General features: G+C 69.9%; 5 protein-coding genes. All 5 read right to left on the minus strand.

Annotated features, from left to right (window positions below; genetic code table 11):
- Nucleotides 1-2 precede the first annotated feature (2 nt).
- From P9A17_RS20090 to P9A17_RS20110, 5 genes are read right to left on the minus strand one after another with little or no spacing between them, the layout of a single operon-like run.
- Nucleotides 3-4,400, minus strand: a complete 4,398-nt coding sequence (locus tag P9A17_RS20090; protein ID WP_278040455.1) for a beta-ketoacyl synthase N-terminal-like domain-containing protein — start codon at nucleotides 4,398-4,400, stop codon at nucleotides 3-5.
- Nucleotides 4,397-9,781, minus strand: coding sequence for a type I polyketide synthase (locus P9A17_RS20095; protein ID WP_278040456.1), 5,385 nt, complete (start codon nucleotides 9,779-9,781; stop codon nucleotides 4,397-4,399). The genes P9A17_RS20090 and P9A17_RS20095 overlap by 4 nt, the downstream gene beginning before the upstream one ends.
- Complete coding sequence (locus tag P9A17_RS20100; protein ID WP_278040457.1) at nucleotides 9,781-15,177, minus strand: type I polyketide synthase; 5,397 nt, start codon at nucleotides 15,175-15,177, stop codon at nucleotides 9,781-9,783. Before P9A17_RS20100 ends, P9A17_RS20095 begins: the two co-directional genes overlap by 1 nt.
- 5 nt (nucleotides 15,178-15,182) lie before the next feature.
- A complete protein-coding gene (locus P9A17_RS20105; RefSeq protein ID WP_278040458.1) occupies nucleotides 15,183-19,859 on the minus strand; it encodes a type I polyketide synthase in 4,677 nt (1,558 codons plus the stop codon).
- Nucleotides 19,856-21,577: an AMP-binding protein gene (locus P9A17_RS20110; RefSeq protein ID WP_278040459.1), complete on the minus strand. Its 1,722-nt coding sequence runs from the start codon at nucleotides 21,575-21,577 to the stop codon at nucleotides 19,856-19,858. The genes P9A17_RS20105 and P9A17_RS20110 overlap by 4 nt, the downstream gene beginning before the upstream one ends.
- Between the last annotated feature and the right edge of the window lie 64 nt (nucleotides 21,578-21,641).

Below are 21,641 nucleotides of genomic sequence, written 5' to 3' on the forward strand. Positions count from 1 at the left end.
CCTCACGACAGATCGACCAGCGCCAGCTCATCGCCGGCCGCGTCGCTGTCCTCCGCGGCAAGCGCCTCCCTGGTGATCTCCAGGATCGCAGCCGAGTACTGCCGGGCAAAGGATTCCACATCGCTGGGTCCGAGACGGCGATTGTCGTACCACCAGTCGATGTGGAGTTCGCCTGAGGTGCGGTATACCCGCAGTTCGATCGCGTGCCCGAGACCCGGCAGCGCGTCGCGGATCGGCATCGCCGTGTCCGCGTCGAACCGCACCGGGACGTCGTCAGGCTGATCGGCGGGCACGTCGGGGATGGTCCCGGCGTGCGAGAACAGGATGTCGGCGGGACGCGACGCGGCCAACGTGCGCGCGGTGGGCGCGAACAGGTAGCGCAGCAGCCCGTACCCGATGCCGTAGTGAGGCACCGCATTGAGGACTTCCTTCACCTCGTCGAGCGTCTGCGCCGCGCTTTCGTGCCTGCGGGCGTTCAGCACGACAGGGTGCAGGGCGGTGAACCAGCCGACCGTGCGCGCCAGGTCGACATCCGGCTTGAGCACCGAGCGGCCGCGGCCACCCAGATCGACCGTCACAGCGCCTTCGCCGACCGTCGCCGCGACCGTACGCGCCAGCGCCGCCAGCAGGATGTCCTCGACGGACAGTCCCAGACGCCGCCTGGCGTCGTCCATCTCGCCGGTCTCGGCGGTCGGCAGGGTCGTCGACAGGCGCACCAGATCGTCCGCGCCGGGACGCTCCGACGTTTCCGTGCCCGCCACGCTCAGCGTCGCGGTGGCCGCCGTCTTCAGCCAGTAGTCCCGGCTGTCGAGGACCGCCGGATGGCTGGCCAGCCCGGCGCACCGCTGCGACCACTCGCGCCAGGACGCGTTGACGGGCGCGAGGACGATGTCCTCACCCGCCATCCGTTGGCTGAACGCCGTGAAGATGTCGGTGAGCAGGATGTCGCGGGAGGCTCCGTCGTCACCTGACCCGCCTGCGGCTCCGTGCAGGCTCAGCGCCAGATAGGACGAGCCGCCGGTTCCACTCTGGATGAGGGTGGCCGTCAACGGCACCACGACCTGATGTTCACGCACCTGCTCGTCGAGGAAGCCCAGCACCGCGTCGCGCTCCTGCGGGCTGCCGGAGGCCAGGCCGTCGGGCAGCCGCCGGGTCACCAGCTCGGTGAACTCGGCCGGCTCGGCGATGGTCTGATCCCACGTGCCGGCCCGCTCGGTCAGATGCACCCGCAGCACGTCGTGGGCTGCGGTGACGGCGGTCAGCACGGCACGCACGTCGGCCTCGCCGACATCGGCGCGCAGCCCGAGGATGACCGGGATCCGCCAGCGGCCGACGTCGCGCAGGCCGTGTTCGAGGAAGTACGTCACGTTCGGCGGGACCGGTGGGTTGACCGTGTCATCGAGAACCTGGCGTGACAGGCCGCCCTCGGCGTACCGGGCGGTCAGCACCTTGGCCAGCGAGGCCACCGTTTGGTTCTCGTAGAGATCCTGCGGCGTCAGGTCCAGCCCTTCGTGGCCGGCGGTCATCGCGACGCTGATCGCGATCAGCGAGTCGCCGCCGATCTCGAAGAAGTTGGCGTTGCGGTCGATGCCGCTCAGACCCAGGCACTGCGCCCAGATGCGTTGCAGTGCCACCTCAACCGTCGACGCACCGCTCGCGGTGGCCGGTGCCGTCGTGCCACCGCCCGCCGGAATCCCCGTGGCGCCCGACCCTGCCGCGCCTGCGTTGTGCTCGACCCAGTGGCGCTGCTTGGCGAAGGGATAACCGGGCAACGAAATCAGCGCACCGGTGTCCCCCGCGCCCTGGTTCCAATCGACGTCGACGTCGGCAGCCCACAGCTGGCCCAGCGCGAGCAGGAACGTGTCGTCGTCGCTGCGGTTCTGCGCCTGGTGACGCATCAGCCGCACGGCCCGATGACGCTCCGACCATCGCGGGTGGCGTCCCGCAGACGAGGTGAGCGTGCCGCCGGGACCGACCTCGATCAGCACCCGGTCGGGGGTGGCCAGCAGTGCGTCGAGTTCGTCGGCGAAGCGCACGGTCGCCCGGATCTGGCGGGCCCAGGTGGCCGGGTTGGTCGCCTCGGCGGCCGTCATCACGGCGCCGGTGATGTTGGACAGCAACGGGATCGTCGGTTCGTTCAGCGTCACCCGCGACAGGAAGGCGCTGAACTCGGCGACGACGGAATCCATCAGCCGCGAGTGGAAGGCGTGCGAGGTGCGCACCCGCCGGGCCGCGACACCCTTCTCCGCAAGTTTCGCCTGGAACGCCCGGATAGCTTCGTCGCTGCCTGCGACGACGCAGCTGCCGGGATCGTTGACCGTGGCGATGTCGACGTCCTCGGTGAGGTGCTCGGCGACCGCCTCGGGGCTCAGCGGCACGGCGACCATGACGCCGCGGGGCGCGGCGTGCATCAGCTTGGCGCGCATCGAGACCACCTTGACGGCGGTCTCCAGATCGAACACGCCCGCGATCGTCGCCGCCGGGTACTCGCCGATGCTGTGGCCGGCCATGATCGCCGGCTGCACACCGTAGGACTGGATCAGTTTGGCCAGCGCGTACTCGACGGTGAACAGCGCGGGCTGGGCCCGGTCGGTGTGCTCGAGGTTGCGGCCCGCTCCGTCGAAGATCTCGGTCTTGAGGTCGTAACCCATCTCGGCGCTGAATGCTGTTGCGCACTCGTCGAAGTGGCGGGCGAACACCGGCTCGTTGTCGTAGAGGCCGCGCGCCATGCCGATGTGCTGGGCGCCCTGGCCGGGGAACAGGAACGCGACCCGATCCTCGGACCGGTCACCGTCCGGGACAGCCGTGCCCACGAAGACGTTGTCCGTCACCCCGTCTTCTGGAGAAGCCGACAGCACCGTCGCGCCGTTGTCCTGATCGCGCACCACCGCGGCCAGCCGGACCGGTTCCTTGCGGCGCCGGGTCAGCGTGTAGGCCGCGTCGGCGAGGTCGATCTCGTCGGCCTCGCTCAGCTCGACGGCCATTGCGGCACGCGACTGGTCAAGGGCCTCTTGGGTTTTCGCGGACAGCACAAGCACCTGTGGCCGGGAGCTGGCCTGCTTCACCGGCTGGTTCGGAGCCTCCTCGAGGATGATGTGGGCGTTGGTGCCGCCGACGCCGAACGAGCTGACGCCCGCGCGGCGGATCCCGTCGGACTCCCATGGCCCGTCCTGGCTGCGGATGCGGAACGGTCCGCGGTCGAGATGCAGCTCCGGGTTGGGGCTGGTGTAGTGCAACGTGGCCGGGATCGCCTTGTGCTTCAGACACAGGATGGCCTTGATCAATCCGGCGATACCCGCGGCGGTCTCAAGGTGGCCGATGTTCGACTTCACCGACCCCAGATAGCAGGGCGCGCTGCGGTCCTCCTCGGCGAGCTCGAACGCCTGACGCAGGCCCTCGATCTCGATCGGATCGCCCAGCGGGGTGCCGGTGCCGTGGGTCTCGACGTAGGTGATCGACGACGCGTCGACGCCGGCGATCGCATGCGCCTCCGCGATGACCTCGGCCTGGCCGAGAACCGTCGGTGCGGCATACGTCATCTTCGTGGCGCCGTCGTTGTTGAGCGCCGAGCCGCGGATGACGGCGTGGATCCGGTCGCCGTCGTCGACGGCGTCCTGCAGCGCCTTGAGGACGAGGACCCCGACACCGCTGCCGAAGATCGTGCCGTCGGAGCGGACGTCGAACGGACGGCACTCACCGGTCGGCGACACCATCGAGCCCTGCTCGTACCAGTAGCCGACCTTGTTCGGGATGCGGATCGACGAGCCGCCGGCCAGCGCGATGTCACACTCGCCGTTGAGGATCGACTGGCACGCCAGATGCACGGCGACCAGCGACGACGAGCAGGCGGTCGCCACCGACAGGGCAGGCCCGCGGAAGTTGAACTGATGAGCCGCGCGGGTGGCCAGGTGGTCCTTGTCGTTGGACAGCGACAGCGCGACCATGTCGAAGCTCGCACCCTGCCCGATCACCATCATCGGGTCGTAGTTCGACATCAGGTTGTGCAGCAGGTAGCCGCTGGTCGAGCTGGTGCCGAAGACACCGACGGTGGACTCAAGGCCCTGCGGGTCGTAGCCGGCGTCCTCGAGCGCGTGGAAGATCGACTGCAGGAACAGCCGGTGCTGCGGATCGAGCGAACGCGCCGCGTACGGCGTGAAGCCGAAGAAGTCGGCGTCGAACTCCTCGATGCCGCTCATCAGCGCCGCGCGCCGGATGTAGGACCGATTGGCCAACGCCTTCTCGGTCACCCCCGAGGCGAGCAGGTCGCCTTCGGACAGGTCCACGATCGACTCGACGCCGCCCCGCAGGTTGCGCCAGAACTGCGAGACCGACTCCGCCCCGGGGAACCGTCCGGCCATGCCGATGACGGCGATGGCGTTGTCGGGTAGTTCGTCGGTCACGATCGTGGCCCTACTTTCCGCCGCGATGCGGCTCGTTGACGCGCTGCGGCGCGCTGTTGCGCACGATCGCGTAGCGCGTTCGGACGGTCGGAACCATCCTCCTCGGCCAGCCCGAGCTGGCGGATCAGGTCCAGCGCCACATCAGCCAGTGTGGCCCCCTGCAACAACAGTGCCACCGGCGGCTCGACTCCGAAATCTCCTCGGATGGTGTTGCGCATCCGAACCGCCATCAGCGAGTCGAGACCCATCTCGGTCAGCGGCCGCGCCGTGTCGACGGCGTTGTCGTCGGAGTAGCCCATGACACCGGCGATCCGGCGCCGCAGCCGCGCGACCACGATGCGGTTGACCTCCGCCGCGTCCAGGCCCTTGAGCGCCTCGGCGCCCTCCCAGTCGTCGTCGGCGTCGTCGGTGTCCAGTTCCCCGACCAGGTCGGCGAAGAAGCCGATCTGCCGGATCTCCGGGAACGCGGCGGCGGCACGATCCAACCGCAGGCGCGCGATGCCGACCCGGGACAGGCCCGCGGCCAGCACGCCGCCGAGCGCCTCGACACCCTCGTCGGGGCTGATCGGGTCCAGCACCGAGAAACGCAGCGAGCTCGCCAGGCCGACGTCGGCCCACTGACCCCAGTTCACCGTTGTTGCGGGCAGACCGTTCGCCGTCCGCCAGGCCACGAGCGCATCGAGCCACGCGTTGGCGCCGGCGTACGCGGACTGGCCGGGCGATCCGAGCAGTGACGCGACCGACGAGAAGCCGACCCACCAATCGAGGTCCTTGCCCGCCGTCGCCTCGTGCAGGTGCCACGCTCCCGCGGCCTTCGGCGCCCAGATCCGCTCCACGCTCTCGCGGGTCAGACCGACGACGAGTTCGTCGTCGAGGACGGCCGCAGAGTGGATGACACCGCGCAGCGGCTTGCCCGTCTCCTCGGCCCCGGCGACGAGCCGCTCGGCAGTGCCCGCGACGGCGATGTCGCCGGTGACGACGGTGATCTCGGCGCGGCCCGACAGTTCGTCGAGCGTGGCCTGCGCCTCCGGCGACGGTCCGCTGCGGCCGTTGAGCACCAGCCTTCCGGCGCCGTGGTCGACCAGCCAACGCACGACCGCGAGCCCGACACCGCCGAGCGCGCCGGTGACGACGTAGGAGCCGCCGCGGCGCACCTCGAGCCGACCGGGTGTGCTGGGCAACTTGGCCCGCGAAAGCCGTTCCACGCGGCGGGTGTCCCCGCGCCACGCGATCGTGTCGTCTGTTCCGTCAACCTCGATCTCGGCCGCCAGGATCGCGCCCGTGTCGCCGTCGCCGACGTCGACCAGCGTGGTCCGCAGATCGGGGTGTTCGTAGGCCAGCACGCGGATCAGCGCCTTCAGGCTGCCGACACCCGGGTTGCCGCCACCGTCTTCGTCGGCGACCGCGAGACCGCCGCGGGTGACGACCCACAGCCGTGGGGGCTTACCGTGCCAGCTGCCGACGATGGTGCGCACCGTCGATGCGGTCTCCCACATCGCGTCCTGCGCGGCGGTCAGCTTCGCGTCGGTGCCGTCGAACTCCGGCAGGTCGACGAGCACGACGACACCCGCCGGGGGCAGTGCGGCGTCGGAGGTCGCCGACGCGAACGCATCGCGTGCAGCCGTCTCGTCAGCCAGGTCGGCGGTGACCACACGGCGCTGATCTCCACCGAAGCTCTCGGCGAACGCCTGTGCCGTGGCCTGTCCGGCCACACCGTCGGCGAGAACCAGCCAACTGCCGGTCGCCGATCCCGATGCGGGAAGCGGCTTCTCGACCCAGCGTGAATCGAAGACCTTCTGCGACAACGGAAGTGGCACGGTGCGACGCTGGATTCGCTTGAGTGCGACGTCGTTGACCTGGGCCAGCACGGCGCCGGTGTCGTCGGTCAGCGTGACACGGCCGACCGCGTCACCGGTCTGCTCGGCGACGCTGACCAGCTCCGCGCGGCACTTCGCGCGGCGGCCGAGTTCACCGAACACCCGGATCGACCCGAACCCGACCGGCAGATAGGTGACGTCGTTGGCGTCGGACAGCGACTCGTCGCCGAGTGCCGCGGCCAGGCCCTGCAGCGCGGCGTCGAGCATCACGGGGTGCAGCGTGATCCCCCGGGCCGGCGTCGCCTCGTCGGGCAGCACGATCTCGGTGTCGGCTCTGCCGTTGGAGCGCACGATCCGCGCCAGCGCCGCGAACGCGGTCGCATGGTGGGCTCCGGTGCGGCGCAAGGCTGTGTAGAAGTCCGCCGGTGAAACCGGGGTGCCTTCGCTGGACGGCGCCTGCCGGGCCGGGGTAGCGGGCTCGGCCGCCTTGACGGTGCCCGCGGCGTGCCGGGTCCATGTGCCGGCTTCCGAGCGCGAGTGGATCTCGACGCGCAGCGCGCCGTCGTCGCCTGTAGTGACCTGGGTGGTCAGCTTGGTGTGGTCGTCGAGCGGAAGCATCTGCTCGACCTCGACCGAGACCTCGACCTCGGTGGCGGGCAGGCCGAGCGCTTCTTGTGCTGCGGCCAGCGCGATCTCGGCGAAACCGGCGCCCGGCATCACGGGCAGGCCGTGCACGATGTGGTCGGCCAGCCACGGATGGGCCTCCAGGCCGACGTCGGACTGCCAGACATGGCCTGTGCCGGAAGGCAATTCGACGTGCAGGCCGAGCAGCGGGTGCGTGCCGGCGAACTGCTGGCCGCCGGAGCGGTCGGCCATCCAGTACTGCGTGTGCTGCCACGCCGTCGCGGGAACATCCGCCAGTCGCGCCGTGCTGCCCGCGGGCGCTGCGACGGCGGGCGGACTGACCGCGGCCAGCTGCGCGTGAAACGCCTGCGACTCGGGATGATCGCGGTTCACGGTGCTGCCCACATGGAACTTGCGGGTGGTGCCCTGCGCTGCCAGCGTGTCCGAGATCGCATGCCCCAGAAGCGGATGCGGGCTGATCTCGATGAAATTGCTGTTCTCGGCGCTGGCCTCGTGGACGGCCTGGCTGAACCGCACCGGGTTGCGCAGGTTGGCCGCCCAGTAGTCGGCCGAATACATCGGAGCCGACCCCGTGTAGGCGACCGTGGACACCAGGGGGATCTTCGGCGCTGCCGGCTTCAGATAGGCCAGAGCCTCCCGCAGCTCCGGAAGCACCGGGTCGATGGTCGGGTGGTGCGACGCCACGTCCACCTCGACGCGGCGGGCCAGCTTGCCCTGCGCGTCGACGATTGCGATGAGCTCGTCGACCTGTTCCGGCGGACCGGCGACGACCGACTGCTTCGGCGACGCGTACACGGCGATCGTGACGTCGGGGCGGTCGGCGATCAGCTTCTCCGCCGCCCGGGCGTCGAGCTCCAGCAGTGCCATCGCGCCCTGGCCGGACAGCCGCTTCATCAACCGTGTGCGGGTCGCGATGATGTCGAAACCCTCTGCGGGCGTGAGGACTCCGGCCACCACCGCGGCGGTCGCCTCCCCCATCGAGTGGCCGATCACGGCGGTGGGTTCCACCCCGTAGGACCGCCACAGTTGCGTCAGCGCCAGCTGCATGCCGACTAGGACCGGCTGGATGCGGTCGATGCCGGTGACGGGTTCGCCGGCTTCCAGCGTCTGGCGCAGCGAGAAGCCGACCTTGTCGACGAACGCGGGCTCGAGCTCGTCGACCGCCGCCGCGAACGCGGGCTCCTCGGCGAGCAGGGCCTTGCCCATGCCCGCCCACTGGGCGCCCTGCCCGGAGTACAGGAAAACGGTTCCTTTACCGACTTTCGCGTCGTGCGCACCGATCACTCCCGGCGCGGTTTGACCGAGCGCCAGCGCACGCAGGCCGGTGACCGCCTCGGCGTGGGTGCGGGCGCTCACCGTGGCGATGCTGTTGTAGCGGCTGCGGTGGTGATTCACCGTGTACGCCACATCGGCCAGCGGGGTCGAAGCACCGTCGCCCTCCAGCCAGTCCGCCAGCGACTTCGCAGCCGCGGCCAGCCGTGCTGGGGTCTTGCCGGACACGACGAGCGTGGCGACCTTCGGCGTCGGATCCACCACCGCGGCAGCGGGTTCGGGTCCCTGCTCGAGCACGATGTGGGCGTTGGTGCCACCCATGCCGAACGACGACACCGCGGCGCGGCGCGGATGCTCGGTCTTGGGCCAGTCTGCCTTCTCCGTGGGCACGAAGAGCCGGGTCCCGGCCGGGTCGATCGTCGGATTCCACTTCTCGAAGTGCAGGTTCGGGGCGATCGCGCCGTGCTGCAGCGTCAGCACCGTCTTGATGAACCCGGCGATCCCGGCGGCCGCCTCGAGGTGGCCCATGTTGGTCTTGACGGCGCCGAGCGCGCACGGGGTGTCGCCCTTGCCGTAGACGGCCGACAGTGCGTCGAACTCGATGGGGTCACCCAGAGACGTTCCGGTGCCGTGGGTTTCGACGTAGTTCACGGTTCCGGCGGCGACGTCGGCCGAGCGCAGGGCCCGCGCGATGACGTCCTTCTGCGACGGCGCATTGGGGGCGGTGAGGCCGTTGGAGCGGCCGTCCTGGTTGACGGCCGAGCCGCGGACGACGCCGAGGACGCGGTCCCCGTCGCGGACCGCGTCGGTCAGTCGCTTGAGGACGACGACACCGGCACCCTCGCCGCGCACGAAGCCGTTCGCGCGGGAATCGAAGGCGTAGCACTTGCCGTGCGGGGACAACATGCCCCACTTGCCCAGCGCCAGCTGGGTTTCCGGCCGCAGGCTGAGGCTGACACCACCGGCCAGCGCCAGGTCGCTCTCGCGCATCCGCAGGCTCTGGCAGGCCAGGTGGATCGACACCAGCGACGACGAGCACGCGGTGTCCACGGCGACCGCGGGGCCCTTAAGACCGAGCAGATAGGCGATCCGGCCGACGGTGACGCTGTGCGCGTTACCCGTCGCCGAATAGGCGTCGATCGTGTCGGGGTTGCCCGCCGACGCGTTCTGGTACTCGTTGTAGTAAACGCCGAGCATCACCGCGCCGCGGACCTCGCCGACGGTGTCGGGCGCCATCCCGGCGTTTTCCAAAGCCTCCCAAGCGACTTCGAGAACCACGCGCTGCTGCGGATCCATCGCGGCGGCCTCCCGCGGGGTGATGCCGAAGAACTCGGCGTCGAACCCCTGCATGTCGTCGATGTAGGCGCCCCATTTCGACGGCATCCGGCCCGGGGCTGTCACGTCCGGGTCGTAGAAGGCGTCGCCGTCCCACCGGTCCGCGGGAACCTCGGTGACCGCGTTGGTGCCGGACTCCAGCAGCTTCCAATAGCTTTCGGGGCTCGTCGCTCCCCCGGGGAACCGGCATCCGATACCGACGACCGCGATGGGCTCCGCGCCTGCGACCCTGGAGGCCTTGTCGAACTGCTCGACCAGCTTGTCGCGCTGCTCGGCCGACATGGCCGCGATTCTGTCGAAAGTCGTCTTCATCAGTGTGAACCCTCACTGCCGGCGTTGGCCGACTCGACGGAATCAGATTCGATGCTGTCGAACAGCTCGTCGAGCAGGCCGAACGAGTCGTCCTCGTCAGCTTCCGCCGCTTCGGGCTCGGGCTCCTCGGCAGGCTGTTGCGTAGGTGCCAGCAGGTCGGCCACGAAATCCGACATCTGCGAGATCGACGGGTGATTCCACAGCATCGTGGCGGACAGGTCGACGCGGACCAGTGCCTTGGCGTCGCGGAGCAGGTTCATCGCCATCATCGAGTCCAGGCCCAGTTCCGGGAACGGCATGTCGACATCGACGGCGTCGTCGGGCATCCCGAGTTCGCGGGCCAGGATCGTCCGCAGGCGCGTCCGCAGCTCTGCCACCGTCTGCTGGCGGTTCATCGTGGTCCAGTCGATGAATTCGGCTGCCGCCGAATCGGTCTCGCCTACAGATGGAGCGGGCGCGGATTCCACCGGGGCGTAGGTCAGCCCGCGCATGTCGACCCACGTCGTGCCGTCGGAACCCTTGACCAGGACATCGACGACGAGCGCGTCGCCGGTGCCGTCACGCTTGAAGACCTCGACGACACCACGCGTACCCGCGGACGCCGACACCGACAAGCTCTCGGCGCCGGCAGGCAACAGCAGCGCCGCGTTGTCCGCGTCGGCCAGGCGCGCGACGTGCACCGCCGCGTCCACCAGTGCGGCAGCGGCGGATTCGGCCGCCGCGGGCACCTCGACATCGGCGCGCGCCCCGGCGACGGTGGCCACGCAGTCGGTGACCGACCACTCGAACGGCTGACCCTCGACACCCCACGCGCGCTGCATCTCGGCGATGGCCGCACCGTCGAACGCCCCGCTGCTCACCGTCTGATCGCCCGTCGGCTCGGCGCCAGGCGCCTCGGACAATGTCGCGCTCGCATGCCGCGTCCAGCGCTGTTCCGGGGTGTCCGGCGACGAACTCGACCACACCGTCAGGGCCGACCCGTCAACGGCGACATGGATGACCTTGGCCTGGTCGGCGACGATCGGATACTCGAACCGCACGCTGCCCACGGTCGAACCGTCGAGGCGCGCCGCTGCGGCCGAAAGTGTCTGCAGGACCACCGAAACCGGGACCACTTCGACGCCACGGACGCGGTGCGCGACCGGCCAGGACCGCTCCCCCGGCAGCAGGCGGGCCTGCCAGAGGTGCTCGTGCGAGGAGCCGGAGACCGGCTCGCCCAGGACGGTGCCGAAGGCGGGCGGCGCCACGGCACTGAGGTCCGCGGCGTCGACCGGCGCGTTCACCAGATGGTCGAGCACCTTCACGGCGGCCCGCATCCGGTACGCGTCGGCCAGCCGCGCCCAGTCGGCACCCGCGACCACGGCGTGCACCGCGGCGTCGGGGCCGAGCACGGCGGGCAACATCTTGATCGCGACGTCGTTGGGCATCGGCTCCAGCCCGGCCGCCTTCATCTGCGGCTGGGCATCCGCCCACGATTTCCACAGGCCCCAGTCGATGACGGTCGCGGGCAGCCCGAGCGCGCGCCGCGCGTAGGCGAACGCGTCGGCGAAGGCGTTGGCCGCCGTGTAATGCGCGACGGCGCGGGAGCCGAGCAGCCCGGTGATCGACGAGAACAGCACGAAGCGGCGCACCGGCGTCCGCAGCGACAGCTTGTGCAGCACCGCGGCGGCGTCGACCTTCGCCCGGAACATCGGCGTCAGGTCGTCGTCGGTCATCTCGGTCAGCAGCGCCTCGCCGCCGGCCAGGGATGCCAGGTAAATGCCTTCCAGCGGAGGCAGGTCGGCGCCGAACCGCGCGAACACCTCGGCCATCGACGCTTCGTCGGCGGCATCGGCGGCCACCTCGACCAGCGTCGTCCCCGTCTCGGCCAGCTCGGCGGCCAGCTCGGTCAGCTGCCCGCCGCCGCGCCGCGATGCCGCGACGATCGTCGAGGCGCCCATATCGGCGAGCTGACGGATCACGTACGGGCCGACGTTGCCGGTCGCGCCGATCACGAGATGGCTGGTGCCGCTTTCCAAGCGGGACAGCGACACCGCGGGCAGCGGACGCGGTTCCAGGCGCGGCACCCGCCGCTCTCCCCCGCGGTACACCGCCTGGTCGTCGCGGTCGGCGCCGTCGAGGGTGCCCGCCTCGGAACGCAGATACAGCGCCAGCAGTTCCGGTGGCAGCGTCTCGTCGACGTCGATGATGCCGCCCCAGAATTCGGGATGCTCCAGCGCCAGCGTGCGGCCCTGCCCCCACAGCACTGCATGCGCCGGGTTGGCACGGTCACCTTCGGCGACAGGCTGTGCGTTGCGCGTGACGATGAAAAGCTTTGGTGCTTCGGGTGTTCCGGCCAGTGCGACGACCAGGCGGCGCAGCCGGTGGAATTCGTCGTAACTCGGTGTGGCGTCGAAGATCCCGGGCGCGATGGATGGCGCGTAGACGACATGCTGTACGCCCGGCAGTGCAGCCTTCAGCGCATCCGCGTCGTCGAGCACCGAAAGCGGCAACGTGGCCGATCCGGGTCCCAGCAGTTCCGCGAGGCCTGCCCCGTCGCTGAAGACCAGCCAGGCCACGTCCGAATCACCCTGCGGCAGTTCGCGAACCGGCCAGCTCAGCTGGTGGAACCACGCGTGGCGCTCACCCTCGGAGGGCGGCGACGACGCCGGCTGCTGCGCCTGCTTCGGCGACGTGGGGGCAAACCAGTGGTGGGCGTGCTGCCACGGCGTCGACGGGAGTTGCACCCGAGAACCGCCGCGCTGCGGGGTCTTCGGCGGCCGCACCGTATGGGTGGCGTTGAGGTTGGTGTGGAACGTGACGGTGTCGTTGGCATCCCGCTGCAGCGTCGGGAGGCTGCGGTGCGGGCCGGTGACGGTGTCCTTGATGGCGTACGCCAGCAGCGGGTGCGGGCTGACCTCGACGAAGATCGCCTTGTCGGTGGCCGCGGTCGCGACGGCGCGGGCGAAACGAACCGGGTTGCGCAGGTTGGCAACCCAGTGGTCGGCGTCGAACACGTTCGAACCGTCCGTCGGCCGTCCGTCGGTGGTGACGATGATCGGAATGGTCGGCTTCTGCGGCTGCAAGCCCGCCAGCTCGGAGCGCAGATCGTCGAGGATCGGGTCGACGATCGGATGGTGCGATGCGACGTCGACGTCGACGCGGCGGGCCAGCCGGTCCTGGGCGTCGACGACGGCGATTGCGGCGTCCACCTGGTCGGGCGGACCGGCGATCACCGTCTGGTGTGCCGACGCGTACACCGCGACGGTCAGTCCGTCGTAGTCGGCGATCAGCTTCTCGGCCGCCTCGGCGTCGAGCTCCAGCAGCGCCATCGCGCCCTGGCCCGACAGCCGCTTCATCAGCCGCGACCGGGTGGCGATGACCTTCAGGCCGTCGGCGGGGCTGAGCGCACCGGAGACGACGGCGGCGGTGACCTCGCCCATCGAGTGGCCGATCACGGCGTCAGGATTCACGCCGTACGAGCGCCACAGCGCCGTGAGCGCGAGCTGCACGCCGACGAGCACCGGCTGGATGCGGTCGATGCCGACGACGGTCTCACCGGAGGTCAACACGTCGCGCAGCGAGAAGCCCACCTGCGCAACGAAATCAGGCTCGAGCTCGTCGACGGCGGCGGCGAACGCGGGCTCGTCGGCAAGCAACCGACGACCCATGCCGGCCCACTGGGAACCCTGGCCGGAGTACAGGAAGACCGTTCCGGACCCGATCGCCGGGTCGTTGGGCGCGACGACACCGGGTGCCGGGTACTCGCCGGCCAGCGCGCGCAACCCGGCGATCGCCTGGTCGCGGTCGGCGGCGGCGACCGTCGCAAAGCGTGGGTACTGCGCGCGACGGCTGTTCAGCGTCTCGGCGATGTCGGCGAGGCTCAGCGCCGCGGACTCGGGTGCCTGCAGCCACTCGGCGAGCCGGCCGGCGAGCGACGCGATGCGCGCCGGTGTCTTACCGCTGACGACGAGCGTGCTGACCGGTGGTTCCGGCTGCGCCGCTGGAGTTTTCGAAGGTTCCGGGCCTGGTGCCTGCTCGATGACGATGTGTGCGTTGGTGCCGCTGACACCGAACGACGACACTGCGGCGCGGCGGATCTCGGTGGCGGGCCAGTCCAACGGCTCCGACGCGATGCGGAACTTCTGTGCGCCCTCGCCCGCCTGCGGCGTGAGCTTCTTGAAGTGCAGCTGCTTCGGGATTGCGCCGTGGTGCACGCTGAGCACCGTCTTGATGAAGCCCGTGACGCCCGCGGCCGACTCGAGGTGGCCGAGGTTGGTCTTGACCGAACCGAGGATCAGCGGCGCCGCGTCCTTGCGGTCGCCGTAGACCGCCGACAGCGCGTCCAGCTCGATCGGGTCGCCCAGCGAGGTTCCGGTGCCGTGGGCCTCGATGTAGTCGATGTCCGACGGGGCCAGCCGCGCAGTCTCCAGCGCTGTGCGCATCAGCTCCTGCTGTGCCGGGCCGTTGGGCACGGTCTGGCCGCTGCTCGCGCCGTCCTGGTTGACCGCCGAACCCCGCACGACGGCCAGTACCCGATCGCCGTCGCGCAGCGCGTCGGTGAGCCGCTTCAGCACGACCACCCCGGCGCCCTCGCTGCGGACGTAGCCGTTGGCGTCGGCGTCGAACGTCTTGCACAGCCCGTCCGGCGCGAGCATGCCCCATCGGGAGCACGCGATGTTGTTCTCCGGGGACAGGATCAGGTTCACACCGGCGGCCAGCGCGTGGTCGCTCTCGCCGCGGCGCAGGCTCTGGCACGCCAGGTGGATCGAGACCAGCGACGACGAACACGCGGTGTCGGAGACGACGGCCGGACCGCGCACGCCGAGGAAGTACGAGAGCCGGCCCGCCGCGAAGTTCGGTGCATTGCCGAACGGGATGTAGGGGTCGATGTCGGCGGGAGCCAGCGCGCCGACCACCGAGTGGTAGTAGTCGTTGGCGGTCATCCCGATGAAAACACCGGTCGACGTGCCACGCAGCGTGCGCGGGTTGATGCCGGCATGCTCCAGCGCCTCCCACGTGACCTCCATCAGCAGGCGCTGCTGGGGGTCCATCGCGGCGGCCTCGCGCGGGGCGATCGAGAAGAACTCGGCGTCGAACTCGTCGGGCTGCCACGACGTCAGGAAGCCGCCCTCGCGGTTGCAGATGGTGCCGGGCACGGTGTGGTCGGGCGAGTAGAACTCGTCGGCGTCCCAGCGGTCGGCGGGCACGCGAATCACGCCGTTCTCCCCGTCGGACAGGAACTCCCAGAACCGGTCGGCGTCATGGACTCCGCCGGGCAGGCGGCAGCCGATACCGACCACGGCGATCGGCTCGGTCTCGGCCTTCTCGGCGACCGCGAGCCGGGCGGTCAGATCGTCGATCTTGCGCAGGGCCTCGGTGATGATCGCCCGGCGGTCCGGCGATGCTTGCGTCATCTCAGTCAACTCAATCTTTCCGACAGCCTCGCCAACAGTTCTTCCTCGGCGAGGTCGTCGTACGCGTCATCAGCCACGTCGCTGACAGTCTCTTGGGCGGCATCGATTATCTCAGGAAGAACGGAAGCCAAATAATCGGTGAGCGCTTCGACGGTCGGGTAGTCGAAAACCACAGACGCGGGAAGCGCCTCACCAAGGCTTTCGCTGAGCGAGCGCTGCAGCGTTACGCTCATCAGCGAATCCATCCCGAACTGGAAGAAGCCCACGGTGGGGTCCAGCGTGGTCGCCGACGTGAGTCCCATCGCGGCCGCGACCTGGGCAATCACGAAATCGGTCAGCAGGTCGACCCGCCGGTCGGGCTCGCTGGCTTTCAGCTCCTGGCGAAACTTCGTGTCGCCGGTCAGCGCTGGGGCCGCCGCGGCGTCGCCGGCGAGCAGTTCGTCGAGGATGTGCAGCTGCGCGCGGGTGTGATACGCCGCGGCAAGGCGTGGCCAGTCCGCCGCGACGACCGTCGTCCGCGCCGGTGCCTGCGGCCCGATGAACGAGCGCAGTGCGGTGATCGCGACGGCATCGTCCATCGGTTCGAGCCCGGACTCCGCGGTGGCCTGTTTCTCGAAGCCGGTCTGCACGTCGGCCAGCGACTTCCACAGCCCCCAGTTGATCGCGGACGCGGGCAGGCCTGCGGCGCGGCGGGCGAACGCGAACGTATCCAGGAACGTCGTCGTCGCGGCGTAGTGCGCCAGCCAGCGGGAGCCGAGGATGCCCGAGATCGACGAGAACAGCACAAACTGCTCGACCGGGTGCCCGAGCGACAGCTCATGGACCGCGGCAGCGGCATCCATCTTCGACCGGAACATGGCGACGACATCGTCGTGCGTCATCTCGGCCAGCGTCACCGGGCCGCCGCTCATCGCTGCGAGGTAGACACCCTTCAGCGGTGGCAGGTCCGCGCCGAACCGGTCGAATACTGGGCGCAGCGACGCCGCGTCGGCGGCGTCGGCGGCGGCTGTCACGACGGTCGTGCCGGATGCGGCCAGGCGCGCGGTGAGGTCGTCGAGGCGCGAACCCGGATTGCGGGACACCGCAACGACGGTCCTGGCGCCCATCGACGCGAGCTGCTCGATGAGACCGGGCCCGATGTTGCCCGTCGCGCCGATGACGAGGTGCGCGCCGTCGGGGTCGAGGGCTTCGGTGACGGGCGCGGGCGGCAGCGAGTGCACCAGCCGGGCGACCCGGCGGGTGCCGCCGCGGTAGACGACCTGATCCTCGCCGTCGCCGGCGAGCGCCTCGGCGCGCACCCAGCGCGCCGCGACGACGGCGGGCACCGATTCGTCGACGTCGATCACGCCGCCCCAGATCTCGGGATGTTCGAGCGCGAGCGTGCGTCCGAGGCCCCACAGCACGGCCTGGGCGGGGTTGGCGCGGTCTCCCTCGCTGATCGGCTGCGCGTTGCGGGTCAGCAAATACAGCTTGGGCGGCACGTCACGCGCCGCGGTCGCGAGTGCGACCTCGCGGCCCTTCTCGAAGACGGCGTAGCCGAGCTCGTCGGTCTCCGACGGCGCGTACAACACATGCGTAGCGGTGGCGAGATCTGAGGTCGCCCCCATCGCGGCGGCCAGCGCATCATCGCCGACGACGTGCCAGGAAGCGTCTGACTCAGTTTGTCCGGCAAGGGCTTTGGCGGGCCACGTCAGATCGCAGAACCACTCGGGCGGAACCTCGCTGCCCTCGGGCAACGCGCCGGAGCGCACGACGCCGCCGCGCCGTGGTCGCACGTCGACCCAGTGCCTGGTGCGGTGCCACGGGGTCGTCGGCAGCGCCAGATGCGGCTCGGCACCGTGCGGAGTGTGCGGCGGCCGGGACGTGTGCGTGGCGTTCACGTTCGCGCGGAACGCGACGGTGTCATCGGTGTCGCGGGCGAGCGTGCCGATCGTGAGGTGCTCCCCCGCATCCTCCAGCGATTCACTGATCGCCTGACCCAGCGTGGAGTGCGGACTGACCTCGATGAACGTTCCGTTCTCGGCGGCAGCCGCGGTGATCGCCTCACTGAACCGCACCGGCTGGCGCACATTCGCCACCCAGTAGTCGGCGTCCAGCACCGGCGACACGGACGGATCGGTGACCGTCGACAGGAACGGCAGCGTCGGAATGCTCGGATCCACCTCGGCCAGCGCCGCGCGCAGATCGCCGAGCACCGGCTCCATCAGCGCGGTGTGCGACGCGACGACCATGTTGACGCGCCGCGCGAACGTGTTCAGCGCCGTGACGGTCGCGATGACGGCGTCGACCTCGTCGGGCAGCCCCGCGATGACGGTCTGCCGCGGCGACAGATAGCCGGCGATCTCGACGCTCGGATGGCCTTCGATCAGCGCCTCGCACTCGTCGGCCTCCACGGAGAGCAGCGCGACGGCGCCCTGCCCGGCCAGCCGCGACATGATCGACGAGCGCGCCGCAATGACCTTCAGCCCGTCGGCGAGATTCAGCGCGCCGGCGACGACGGCTGCCGTCACCTCACCCATCGAGTGGCCGATGACGGCGTCGGGGTGCACGCCGTAGGAGCGCCACAGCTGCGTCAGCGCCAGCTGCAGCCCCATCAGGACCGGCTGCACCTGCGCGTCGCCGCTGATCGTCTCGCCGTTGGCAATGATGCCGTGCAGCGAGAAGCCGACCTGCTCGACGAAGACGGGCTCGATCTCGGCCAGCGCCTCGGCGAACACCGGCTCGTCGGCCAAGAGCTGCCGCGCCATCCCGGCCCACTGCGAGCCCTGACCGGAGTAGACGAACACCGTGCCCGGTTTCGGGGTGACGTGTGCGGGTGCGACGACGCCTGGCGCGGACTGGCCGTCGGCGAGTGCCTGCAGCCCGGCGACGGCCTGCGCGGTGTCGCGTGCGACGACGGTCGCGAAACGCGCGTGCTGGGACCGGTGGTGGTTGAGCGAGTGCGCGACATCCGGGAGCGGAACATCCTCGGCGGCAAGCCATTCCGCCAACATCGCGGCTTGGGACGCGATCCGCTCAGGTGTCTTGCCGGACACGACGAGCGTCGTGACGGCGGAATCCGCCTCCTCGGCGGGTGCAGGGACCGTCACCGGCGCCTGCTCGACGACGACGTGGGCGTTGGTGCCACCGAACCCGAACGACGAGATGCCGGCGCGACGCGGCCTGCCCGCGGGCGCCCACTCGGTGTGTTCGTCGACGACCTTGAGCCGCAGCTTCTCGAACGGGATGTGCGGGTTCGGATTCTGGTAATCCAGATTCCCCGGAATCCTGTTGTGCTGCAGCGCAAGAACGGCTTTCGCAAAGCCGGCGATGCCCGCGGCGGCCTCGAGGTGGCCGAGGTTCGACTTGACCGCGCCGATCAGCAGAGGGGCGTCGGCGGCGCGCCCCTTACCGAGCACCGTGCCCAGCGCGCGCGCCTCGATCGGGTCGCCCAACAGCGTCCCGGTTCCGTGCGCCTCGACGTAGTCGACCTCGCGCGGGCTGACCCCGGCCGCCGCATAGGCGGCACGCAGCACCGCCATCTGCGCCGACGGGTTCGGCGCCATCAGACCGTTGGAGTGGCCGTCCTGATTCACCGCGGACCCGCGGATCACCGCGAGCACGCGGTCCCCGTCGCGCTGCGCGTCGGACAGCCGCTTGAGCACGGTGACACCGCAACCCTCACCGCGCACGAAACCGTCGGCGGAGGCGTCGAAGGCGTGGCAGCGTCCCGTCGGCGACATCGCGTTGGCCCGGTCGAGGCTGCGGGTGCCCGCAGGCGACAACAGCAAGTTCACGCCGGCGGCCAGCGCCAGGTCGGAATCGCCGGTGCGCAGGCTCTGCACGGCCAGGTGGATGGCGACCAGGGACGACGAGCACGCCGTGTCGATCGTGACCGACGGGCCACGCAGGTCGAAGGCATACGAGACGCGGTTGGCGACGATGCTGATCGACGCGCCGGTGCCGAACCACGCATCGACGCCGCTCAGATCGGTCGACCCCATCTGCCCGTACTCGCCGGCGCTCGCCCCGGCGAACACCCCGGTGCGCGTCTCGGCGAGTGAATCCGCGGCAATGCCGGCGTTCTCCAGCGCCTCGTGGGTGACCTCCAGGAGCAGTCGCTGCTGCGGGTCCATGCGGATGGCCTCGCGCGGGATGACCTCGAAGAACTCGGAGTCGAACAAGTCGATGTCACGCAGGAACGACCCCCATTTGGTGGTCGCCGCCAGAGCGGCACCGCCCTCGGGGGTGCCGTCGTCGAACCACGCCCAGCGATCCTCGGGGACCTCGCGCACCGACGAGCGGCCTTCGGTCAAAAAGTCCCAGTAGGCGTCCGGACCTTCGATGTTGCCGTCGAGGTCGGGCCCGCCGGGGAGCCGCAAGCCGAGGCCGATGACGGCGATCGGCTCGTCCAGCCCGGCCGCACGGGTCACCTCACCGTCGTCGACGGGCTCGACCTCCCCGCCCGTCAGGAACTTCGACAGCGTGTCCACGGTCGGGTACTGCCAGAAATCGACGGGCGACACGGTCCGCCCCAGGAACTCCGACAGCACGCCGGTGAGCACGACGGCGTCGCGCGACCCGACTCCGAGGTCGTGCATCGACGCGCCGCGTTCGATGTGCTCCGGACTGCAACCGTTATTCGTGACCAGGTAGTCGATCAACCACGCACGAACAGCAGCCTCGTCGAAAGCAGAGGTCATGTAGTGGCGTCCAGTCGAGTGAACTTGTCGTCGCGATACAGCTGGACGCTGGATGCACGGCGCACCTTGCCGCTGGTGGTCAGCGGCAGCGAACCGGCCCCGACCAGCACGAAGTCGGACAGCCGCACGCTGTGCGTCATCGACACCGCCGAGACGACCTGCTGCTTGACCGACTCCAAGGTGGCGGCATCGATCTGCTTCTTCAGCTCGGCGATCACCACCAGCCGCTCGCTGGCGTCGTCGGGTACCGACACCGCGGCCACCCGGCCGCCGGTGAACTCGGCGACCGTCGCCTCGATGTCGTCGGGATAGTGGTTGCGGCCGTCGACGATGAGGAGGTCCTTGATCCGCCCGACGATGTAGAGCTCGCCGTCGAACATCACGCCGAGGTCGCCGGTACGCAGCCACGGTCCCTTCGGGCTGCCCTCGCCGAGCTGCGCGGCGAACAGCTCGGAGAGCTTCGGGTTCTTCCAGTAACCGCCGGCGACGTGTTCGCCGTGCAGCCACACCTCGCCGATCTTGCCCGCGGGATTCTCGACCGACGTCTCGGGATCGACGACGCGTGCCGTCGTCGACCGCGGCGCACCGCAGCCGATCAGCTCGGTGCCGTGCTCACCGGTGCAGGGCTCGGCGTGACCCGCAGCCAGCTTCTCGATGTCGAACCTCGCCGACGTGGGCGGGCGCCCGCCGTGCGACGCCGCGACGTATACCGTCGCCTCGGCCAGACCGTACGACGGGCGCATCGCCGACTCGGGCAGGCCGAACGCGGCGAACCGCTGGTTGAAGCGCTGCACCGTCGCGCCGTGCACGCGCTCGGCGCCGTTGATCATGACGGCGACGGTGCTGAGGTCCTTGCCCGCCATGTCGTCGTCGGACGTGCGCTTGACGGCCAGTTCGAACGCGAAGTTCGGCGCGGCCGTGAACGCGCTCGGGTGCGAGCCGAGCTGCTGCATCCAGCGCGACGGCTTCATCATGAACGCCACCGGGCTCATCAGCACGGCAGGCTTGCCCAGCATCATCGGGATGAACACGCCGACGATCAGACCCATGTCGTGATAGAAGGGCAGCCAGGACACGATCGTGGTGTCGGCGGGCGGCCCGTCGGGGTAGGTCTCGTAGTAGTCAGTGAGCAGTTCCTCGACGTTGATCAGCACGTTCTTGTGCGAGACCACGACGCCGGCGGGGCTGCGGGTGGAGCCCGACGTGTACTGCAGGTAGGCCGTCTTCGGCAGCGACGGCAGAGTGGCCGACTTGGGCGGCGAGTCGAAGTCGAGCGTGTCGATCTCAAGGAATTTCGGCGGCCGCTGCTTCGGGTCCGCCTCGCCGTAGCGGCGGACGTCGTCGACGACCTCCGAGGTCGTCAGGACGACCACCGGGGTGGAGTCGGCCATCGCGCCGGTCACCCGCTCGTCGTGGTGGCGTGTCTGCGGCATCGACAACGGCACGGCGATGAAGCCGGCCTGGATCGCGCCGTAGAAACCGACGATGTACTCCAGGCTCTGCGGCGCCAGGATGACCGCGCGGTCCCCGGGCGAGCCGATCTTGCTCAGCTTGTCCGCGACGACCAGCGAGCGTTCGTAGACCTCAGACCACGTCAGGCTTTCCTCGACGCCCGCGGGGTCGGCCTCGTAGTCGACGAAGGTGTACGCGACGTCGTCTGGCTGCTGCTGTGCTCGGTCGGCCAGTGCCGCCGGGATGGTGGCTTCAGAAAGTGCCATTTTCACGTGATCCTTTCCCAACACATCCAAAATTCCACACCCGGACCAAACGGAGCGCTTCCGA

The sequence above is a fragment of the Mycobacterium sp. 236(2023) genome (assembly GCF_029623955.1).
Classification (GTDB): domain Bacteria; phylum Actinomycetota; class Actinomycetes; order Mycobacteriales; family Mycobacteriaceae; genus Mycobacterium.

Bases quoted from the DNA above. Each gene is read 5' to 3' on its own strand.
- P9A17_RS20095 (WP_278040456.1), bottom strand. From the start codon at position 9,781: ATGAAGACGACTTTCGACAGAATCGCGGCCATGTCGGCCGAGCAGCGC.
- P9A17_RS20100 (WP_278040457.1), bottom strand. From the start codon at position 15,177: ATGACGCAAGCATCGCCGGACCGCCGGGCGATCATCACCGAGGCCCTG.
- P9A17_RS20105 (WP_278040458.1), bottom strand. From the start codon at position 19,859: ATGACCTCTGCTTTCGACGAGGCTGCTGTTCGTGCGTGGTTGATCGAC.
- P9A17_RS20110 (WP_278040459.1), bottom strand. From the start codon at position 21,577: ATGGCACTTTCTGAAGCCACCATCCCGGCGGCACTGGCCGACCGAGCA.